Raw genomic sequence first — 7,100 nt, 5'->3', positions numbered from 1 at the left:
TGTGAAAAAACCTACAGCGTAGAAGAATTTAAAAAAGATCACAAATTATACGAAAAATGGAAAATGAAATGTATGACATCAGGGGATCTCGATTCGCAAAATTGTAAAAACGCAGAGCAAGCTTATCGTGAGAGTCTTCCAACATGGGGATGGGGGAGAACTGGCTCTACAAATGACGATAAACAAGAATCTGAAAAGAAACAGGACAATCATTAATCATGAATAAAGTTCTCATAACAACATTGCTACTTTGCACTGGAATTATCGCTGCTGGATGTGAAAAAACCTATAGCGTCGCTGAATTTAAAAAAGATAAAAAATTGATGGAAGAGTGGAATGCTAAATGTGGATTCGCAGGAACTTCAAAAAATTGTGAAAACCTAAGATTAGCACAACTTGAACTTGAAAAGGAATATGAAGCCAAAGCTGAAGAAAGAGCGCGTGAACGCGAAGAAGAAGATCGTAAAGCAATGGAAAGATTTCGAGCAAAAATGGAAGCTAGACATAAAAGAATGCAAGCTGAACTAGAAAAACTAGAAAAAAGAAAAGCTGAAGAAAAAGCAAAAGAACAAGCCGAACGAGAAGCAGAAGAGCGCGCTAAAGCTAAACAACAACAACAGGACAATCATTAATCATGAATAAAGTTCTCATAACAACATTGCTGCTTTGCACTGGAATTATCGCTGCTGGCTGTGAAAAAACCTACAGCGTAGAAGAATTTAAAAAAGATCACAAATTATACGAAAAATGGAAAATGAAATGTATGACATCAGGGGATCTCGATTCGCAAAATTGTAAAAACGCAGAGCAAGCTTATCGTGAGAGTCTTCCAACATGGGGATGGGGGAGAACTGGCTCTACAAATGACGATAAACAAGAATCTGAAAAGAAACAGGACAATCATTAATCATGAATAAAGTTCTCATAACAACATTGCTACTTTGCACTGGAATTATCGCTGCTGGCTGTGAAAAAACCTATAGCGTCGCAGAATTTAAAAAAGATGAAAAATTACGCCTAGAGTGGGATGCTAAATGTGGATTTGCAGGAACTTCAAAAAATTGTGAAAACATGCGGTTAGCATTTTTAGAACTTCAGAAAGAACGTCAGGCACAAGATGAAGAAAGCGATCGTAAAACAATAGAGCGCTTCAACAAAGAGATAGAGGAATTTGTAGCCAAAGAAAAAGCTGAAACTAAAAAATTACAAGCCGAACAAGAAGCGAAAGAACGAGCCGAACGAGAAACAAAAGAGCGCGCGGCAGAAGAACAACAAAATAACCATTAAGACATAATGAAAAGCGGAGCATCTCAATGGCAGTAGAAAGCAAAGGCATATTTTCTTATATCGACAATATGTTGATGGAACCCATTACAAAGACAATGGATAGCGCCATTACACATCACTATTGCGCTTTAGCTGCTCAACTTAAAGAACCTTACAGACTATACAATAGATTTATGGCAAGATTATGTCGCTGCCCTAGATTTATCATCACTGGTTATAAAAAACCGATAACACAAGCATAATTTAAAAATTGTGCTCAAAACTTGTAAAACTGAAAGAAAGAAGGGGAAATATCGATGAATAAAGTTCTCATAACAACATTGCTACTTGGCACTGGAATTATTGCTGCTGGATGTGAAAAAACCTATAGCGTCGCAGAATTTTAAAAAGATAAAAATTTACGCTTAGAGTGGGATGCTAAATGTGGATTCGCAGGAACTTCAAAAAATTGTGAAAACATGCGTTTAGCATTTTTAGAACTTCAAAAAGAATATGAAGCAAAAGCTGAAGAAAGAGCACGTGAAGCGGCAGAAGAGCGTAAGAAAGGTATGGATGCACTTCTGGCGAAACAAAAAGCTGAATATGAAAAATGGAAAGCTGAATTTGAAGCTAAAAAACGAGCTAAAGCCGAACGAGAAGCAGAAGAGCGCGCTAAAGCTAAACAACAATAACAGGACAGTCATTAATCATGAATAAAGTTCTCATAACAACATTGCTACTTTGCACTGGAATTATTGCTGCTGGATGTGAAAAAACCTATAGCGTTGCAGAATTTAAAAAAGATGAAAAATTACGCCTAGAGTGGGATGCTAGATGTGGATTTGCAGGAACTTCAAAAAATTGTGAAAACATGCGGTTAGCATTTTTAGAACTTCAGAAAGAGTATGAAGCAAAAGCAGCAGAAAGAAGCCGTAAAATTGAAGAAGAAAATCGCAAAATAGATGAAAAGTTTCAAGCTGAACAAAAAGCTTGGATTGAAAAAATGGAAGCTAATACTAAAAAAAAATTAGCAGAACAAAGAGCAAAGCGACGTGCTGAAGAAGAACAGGAAGCAAAAGAGCGCGCGGCAGAAGAACAACAAAATAATAATTAAGACATAATGAACAGTGGAGCATCTAAATGGCAGTAGAAAGCAAAGGCGTATTTACTTGGATAGACAATATGTTGATGAAACCACTTACAAGGATAATGGATAGCGCCATTACACATCGCTATTGCGCTTTAGCTGCTCAACTTAAAGCATTTTACGCTCTTTATAATATATTTATGGCAGCATTATGTCTGTGCCCTAAATTTATCATCACTGGTTATAAAAACCAGAACATAGCATAATTTAAAGATTGTGCTCAAACCTTGTAAAACTGAAAGAAAGAAGGGGAAATACTATGAATAAAGTTCTCATAACAACATTGCTACTTTGCACAGGGCTCATCACAGCTGGATGTGAAAAAACTCACAGTGTAGCAGAATTTAAAAAAGATAAAAATTTACGCTTAGAGTGGGATGCTAAATGTGGATTCGCAGGAACTTCAAAAAATTGTGAAAACATGCGTTTAGCATTTTTAGAACTTGAAAAAGAATATGAAGCCAAAGCTGAAGAAAGAAGCCGGAAAGCGGCAGAGCGCTTCAACAAAGCGATGGATGAACTTATGGACAAACAAAAAGCTGAACATGAAAAATGGAAAGCCGAACAAGAAGCAAAAGAACGAGCTAAAGCCGAACAAGAAGCAAAAGAACGAGCTGAAAAAAAACAAGATAATAATTGAATCAGAAATGATCATATTTGCAGACATTAAATAAAACGGACGTGCAATGGCATTTGAAAATGTAACTGTATTTACTCGGATGGATAGTTTTGTAATAAAGGCTCTTGAAGATATAATGGATAAAACTATTAGTAATCTTTCATCGGGGTTAAGTGCCCCGCTTAAAGCATCATGTACAATTTACATTATATTTATGGGGTACAATATCATCTATGGGCGTTTTTCCGTGCCCTTATGGGAATTTATAGCGACAGCTTTCAAACTTGGCATCATTGTTGCACTTGCCACAAACACTGCTCTTTATAATGCGTGGGTCAGGGATATATTTTTCAATGATCTGCCGAATGCCATTGCAAATGTCACACAAGGTGCAGCACACTCGGATCAAAATATATGGGACAATATGCTAAGACAAGCTGGTGCACACGTTTTTGACGCATCAGATCAGTACACAGGATGGACCGAAACGGGTAAGTTTCTTGCGACATGGCTTGCTGGTTTTGGCTGTTTAGTGGATGCCATAATAGTTTCTGCAGTTGGTTTTATCGTCTCAATGTTTGCTAAACTTGGTTTATTTCTTGTCCTATCAATAGGACCACTGTTTATAAGCCTTGGTCTGTTTTCCCCAACAAGGCGTTTTACAGAAGCATGGTTAGGACAAGTTGCAAACTTCATCATTTTGCAGGTATTAGTCGTGTTGCTTGGCGGTATGTATGTCAATCTTGCAATGCAAATCTTCTCAGTAAATCTTGAAGATATAATGCTTTCCTTAATTAATTTCTCAGCTATTAGCTTTTGTGGTATTTACCTTTTCATAAAATTACCTGATATAGCATCAGCTTTAGCCTCTGGGGGTGCTTCTCTCACAAGTGCAATAACTGGAACGCAACGCGCTGGAAAAGAAGCTTTTCGCGCTGCTAAATTTGCCGGCAACACAATAATGAAGGGTGTAAAAAAATTAGCATCACTATTAGCAAAGGCCTAAGTTCAAATGCGGAAATTTAAAAAAATTGGGATTATCTTACCATTTCTCTTTCTCAGTGGCTGTATGTCTTCACCAAACACACTGAAGTCACTCCCAAAGTGTGATGGATATTCTAAACGTCCACTCAACAGATCAATGTGGAATTGGGAAGGGAAAAAACCCACGCCCACGCCCATTATCATCAGTAACAACACCCCTTCAACCCTAAAAGAAGGTAAGCTGGAAACGCTTCTGGCACAAAAATTAACGGATGAAGAAATCAAATCTTACAAAAATTGCGGGCAAAAAGCATGAAAGAAAAAGATATAGAACAATACATTGCTGAAGCACGCTCGTTCGATCAAGATCGCATGCTCGCCTCACGCCGCACCACCCGCGTCTCGCTTGCCATTGCCGGCATCGCCGTTGCGGTTGCAATAATGTCTTCTCTCGCGGTCATCACCCTCACGCCCCTTAAAACCGTGGAACCTTTTGTCATCCGTGTGGACAATTCAACCGGCATCACTGAAGTTGTGGAAGCCTTAAAAGAAGGTCCCACCAATGTCGACGAAGCAATCACACGCTACTTTGCTGCAAAATATGTCCGCTCCCGTGAAGGCTTCACCACAGAAGAAACACAACACAACTTCCAAACCGTCTCTCTCCTCTCCTCTTCTGAAGAACAGGAAAGATTTGCCAGCTGGTATGGAGCAAGAAATCCACAAAGTCCTCAAATTCTTTATAAACACGCCGCCGTTACAATAACAATAAAATCAATCTCCTTTATCAATGACAATGTTGCCCAAGTGCGTTACTATAGAACCATTCATGACAATGAAACCAACAAAGAATTCATCACCCACTGGGTTGCAACACTTACCTTTGAATATATCAATGCCCCTATCTCTGTCCAAAACCGTTTGATAAATCCTCTAGGGTTTATTGTTAGTGAATATAGAACCGATCCGGAAGTGGTCAACTGATCATGACAAAAAAAATTCTTTTTCTCATTCTTAACATCGCTATTACCCTCTCTCCTATAGCCTTGAGCCATGCTAGTATTTTTCCCACCCGTGCGCCAAGCGATAGCCGCATTCGCTTTATCAACTATGATGCTTATAATGTCACAAAAATTATTGGCTCCATACGCTCATCGGTACAAATAGAATTTTCTCCCAATGAAGAAATTGCCCATGTAGCCATTGGCAACAGCGTTGCATGGGAAGTTGCCCCCGCTGGCAATATTCTTTTCCTCAAAGCAAGAGAAGTCCAACCCATTACCAATCTCCAAGTCGTCACCACAAAGCTTGATGGCTCAAAGCGCTCCTATCAATTTGAACTCATGGTCAAAGATGGGGAAATTTCCTCTGGACAAGAAACCTATTTCCTTGTGAAATTTCGCTACCCACAAGAAGAAGCAGAACAAAGAAGGCTCGCAGCCCTTATGCGACAAGAAAAACAGCAAGCTCAGCGTATTGATAATGTCTTCAACGCATATGAAACCTACGGACCACGCAATTGGGCTTACACCGCTCAAGGCTCAAGCGTACTCGAACCCTCCTCCGTTTACGACAATGGCAAAACCACAACATTTACATTTCCAGACAACCAAGAAATCCCTGCCATTTACATCGTCAACAATGACGGTACAGAATCGCTGGTTCCCAAAACCACAAGAGGCAACATGGTGATTGTCCATGCCATTAGCGCGCGCTTCACCCTAAGAAAGGGAAGAAACGTCCTATGCGTCTTTAACGAAGCCTATCAACCAAAAGGCACAAATCCAAATACCGGAACAACCTCACCATCTGTTGAACGTAAAGTTGCATCAGATCTTTAAATAAGCGGGAATTGAAGGGGACAACTTATGAGTGATAAACCAATCATCGAAGATCGCGGATCTATTGGGGATGGCAAAAACAATAGCGCCAAAACCGCCGGCAAAAAAATAGTTGTCGCAATTGCCTGTATAGGAATCTGCGGCTATGTGCTCTGGAACATCTTATCCACCCCCACAGAACAAAAAAACACCGCAAAAGCTCATAAAAAACAAGAACAAAGCTTTCACAACACCCTCGCGCCTTTAGAGCTCGCCCCCTCTGACCCGCGTGCCAACATAGCGCCAATAACCTTACCACCCCCACAACCACTCGCACCAGAGCCCAAAAAAGATGACCCACTACTTGATGCCGCAAGACGTGCCCCTGTTCTCGCTTTTGCCAAAGGCTCTAAATCTGAATTAAAAGACATCGTCAACACTGCTCTAAACCCCCTTGACAAATTCCATGCCCTTGAAAATCTCGCGAATGCGCAAAATTCTCCTGCCCTTCAAAACACACAAAATTTTGCAACCCTTTTAAAACCCACCACAACAGAAGAAACAAAAGCAAAACTCATCGGCAATAGAAACTTTATCATCGCCATGGGAACCTCTATCCCCTGTATCTTAGAAACGGCATTAAACAGCGACCAACCAGGCTTTGCAAGCTGCATAATCAACCGTGATATCCTCTCTGACAATGGGCGCGTTGTTTTGCTTGATAAAGGAACCCAAGTCATTGGAGAATACCGCGGTGGGATAAAACAAGGTCAATCTCGCCTCTTTGTGCTCTGGACAAGAGCCAAAACCCCAACCGGTGTCATCATTCCCCTTGCCTCACCAGCAACCGACACTTTAGGCAGAGCTGGTTTTGATGGCAACATCAACACCCATTGGTGGGAACGCTTTGGCTCTTCCCTTTTACTCACCGTTATTGATGGTGTCACAACAAACCTCACCAATAGAATGCAAAAAAAATCCAATAAAGCAGGTGCAAACAACTCTGCGGGTGGTGGTTTTGAAGGCGCAGACAACATTGGAAAAGATACTGCCACCATTGCCCTTGAAAATCAAATCAACATCCCTCCTACTCTAGAAAAATTTCAAGGCGAACTCGTCAACATCTTTGTAGCAAGAGATCTCGATTTTTCATCTGTCTATAAACTCGTCGTAAAAAGCAAAAGAAACCGCTCTACTCCTAGCTATTCCTTTTTTCATTAAGCCAATAAAGTCACATTATGCCATCAGCCAAAAATGCAGAACG

The 7,100-nt window shown here is 40.2% G+C and carries 13 protein-coding genes and 1 pseudogene; all 14 read left to right on the top strand.

Going from position 1 to position 7,100, the window contains the following annotated elements; translation table 11 throughout:
* A partial coding sequence (locus PVV63_RS09585) for an EexN family lipoprotein (protein WP_273791656.1) occupies positions 1 to 216 on the top strand: 216 nt, incomplete at its 5' end.
* Positions 217 to 218: 2 nt separating this feature from the next.
* Positions 219 to 632 carry an EexN family lipoprotein gene (locus PVV63_RS09580; protein WP_273791655.1) on the top strand — a complete coding sequence of 138 codons (414 nt, stop codon included), beginning with the start codon at positions 219 to 221 and terminating at the stop codon, positions 630 to 632.
* Between the two features lie 2 nt (positions 633 to 634).
* Complete coding sequence (locus tag PVV63_RS09575; protein ID WP_273791654.1) at positions 635 to 907, top strand: EexN family lipoprotein; 273 nt, start codon at positions 635 to 637, stop codon at positions 905 to 907.
* A 2-nt stretch (positions 908 to 909) separates the two neighbouring features.
* Positions 910 to 1,287: an EexN family lipoprotein gene (locus PVV63_RS09570; RefSeq protein WP_273791653.1), complete on the top strand. Its 378-nt coding sequence runs from the start codon at positions 910 to 912 to the stop codon at positions 1,285 to 1,287.
* Positions 1,288 to 1,313: 26 nt separating this feature from the next.
* Positions 1,314 to 1,529 (top strand): hypothetical protein, encoded by a 216-nt coding sequence (locus PVV63_RS09565; protein WP_273791652.1) that lies wholly within the window; start codon positions 1,314 to 1,316, stop codon positions 1,527 to 1,529.
* 54 nt (positions 1,530 to 1,583) lie between these two features.
* Positions 1,584 to 1,958 (top strand): annotated as a pseudogene (locus PVV63_RS09560) (EexN family lipoprotein).
* Between the two features lie 17 nt (positions 1,959 to 1,975).
* A complete protein-coding gene (locus PVV63_RS09555; RefSeq protein ID WP_273791651.1) occupies positions 1,976 to 2,380 on the top strand; it encodes an EexN family lipoprotein in 405 nt (134 codons plus the stop codon).
* Between the two features lie 26 nt (positions 2,381 to 2,406).
* Positions 2,407 to 2,619: a hypothetical protein gene (locus PVV63_RS09550; RefSeq protein ID WP_273791650.1), complete on the top strand. Its 213-nt coding sequence runs from the start codon at positions 2,407 to 2,409 to the stop codon at positions 2,617 to 2,619.
* Positions 2,620 to 2,672: 53 nt separating this feature from the next.
* Positions 2,673 to 3,053 carry an EexN family lipoprotein gene (locus PVV63_RS09545; protein WP_273791649.1) on the top strand — a complete coding sequence of 127 codons (381 nt, stop codon included), beginning with the start codon at positions 2,673 to 2,675 and terminating at the stop codon, positions 3,051 to 3,053.
* A 46-nt stretch (positions 3,054 to 3,099) separates the two neighbouring features.
* Positions 3,100 to 4,038 carry a type IV secretion system protein gene (locus PVV63_RS09540; RefSeq protein WP_273791648.1) on the top strand — a complete coding sequence of 313 codons (939 nt, stop codon included), beginning with the start codon at positions 3,100 to 3,102 and terminating at the stop codon, positions 4,036 to 4,038.
* A gap of 6 nt (positions 4,039 to 4,044) precedes the next feature.
* On the top strand, positions 4,045 to 4,332 hold the full coding sequence (locus PVV63_RS09535) for a type IV secretion protein VblB7 (protein ID WP_273791647.1): 288 nt from the start codon (positions 4,045 to 4,047) through the stop codon (positions 4,330 to 4,332).
* Positions 4,329 to 5,000 (top strand): virB8 family protein, encoded by a 672-nt coding sequence (locus tag PVV63_RS09530; RefSeq protein WP_273791646.1) that lies wholly within the window; start codon positions 4,329 to 4,331, stop codon positions 4,998 to 5,000. The genes PVV63_RS09535 and PVV63_RS09530 overlap by 4 nt, the downstream gene beginning before the upstream one ends.
* A 2-nt stretch (positions 5,001 to 5,002) precedes the next feature.
* Positions 5,003 to 5,857, top strand: coding sequence for a P-type conjugative transfer protein VirB9 (gene virB9 / locus PVV63_RS09525; protein ID WP_273791645.1), 855 nt, complete (start codon positions 5,003 to 5,005; stop codon positions 5,855 to 5,857).
* A 27-nt stretch (positions 5,858 to 5,884) separates the two neighbouring features.
* Positions 5,885 to 7,057 carry a type IV secretion system protein VirB10 gene (gene virB10 / locus PVV63_RS09520; RefSeq protein WP_273790448.1) on the top strand — a complete coding sequence of 391 codons (1,173 nt, stop codon included), beginning with the start codon at positions 5,885 to 5,887 and terminating at the stop codon, positions 7,055 to 7,057.
* Positions 7,058 to 7,100 lie beyond the last annotated feature (43 nt).

The organism is Bartonella sp. CM31XJBT (assembly GCF_028618555.1).
GTDB lineage: Bacteria > Pseudomonadota > Alphaproteobacteria > Rhizobiales > Rhizobiaceae > Bartonella.
Note: the sequence above shows the minus strand (reverse complement) of the source record. Positions and strands in the feature narration are given on the sequence as shown.

Coding starts and splice junctions, on each gene's coding strand:
- PVV63_RS09580 (WP_273791655.1), top strand. CDS start 219: ATGAATAAAGTTCTCATAACAACATTGCTACTTTGCACTGGAATTATC.
- PVV63_RS09575 (WP_273791654.1), top strand. CDS start 635: ATGAATAAAGTTCTCATAACAACATTGCTGCTTTGCACTGGAATTATC.
- PVV63_RS09570 (WP_273791653.1), top strand. CDS start 910: ATGAATAAAGTTCTCATAACAACATTGCTACTTTGCACTGGAATTATC.
- PVV63_RS09565 (WP_273791652.1), top strand. CDS start 1,314: ATGGCAGTAGAAAGCAAAGGCATATTTTCTTATATCGACAATATGTTG.
- PVV63_RS09555 (WP_273791651.1), top strand. CDS start 1,976: ATGAATAAAGTTCTCATAACAACATTGCTACTTTGCACTGGAATTATT.
- PVV63_RS09550 (WP_273791650.1), top strand. CDS start 2,407: ATGGCAGTAGAAAGCAAAGGCGTATTTACTTGGATAGACAATATGTTG.
- PVV63_RS09545 (WP_273791649.1), top strand. CDS start 2,673: ATGAATAAAGTTCTCATAACAACATTGCTACTTTGCACAGGGCTCATC.
- PVV63_RS09540 (WP_273791648.1), top strand. CDS start 3,100: ATGGCATTTGAAAATGTAACTGTATTTACTCGGATGGATAGTTTTGTA.
- PVV63_RS09535 (WP_273791647.1), top strand. CDS start 4,045: ATGCGGAAATTTAAAAAAATTGGGATTATCTTACCATTTCTCTTTCTC.
- PVV63_RS09530 (WP_273791646.1), top strand. CDS start 4,329: ATGAAAGAAAAAGATATAGAACAATACATTGCTGAAGCACGCTCGTTC.
- virB9 (WP_273791645.1), top strand. CDS start 5,003: ATGACAAAAAAAATTCTTTTTCTCATTCTTAACATCGCTATTACCCTC.
- virB10 (WP_273790448.1), top strand. CDS start 5,885: ATGAGTGATAAACCAATCATCGAAGATCGCGGATCTATTGGGGATGGC.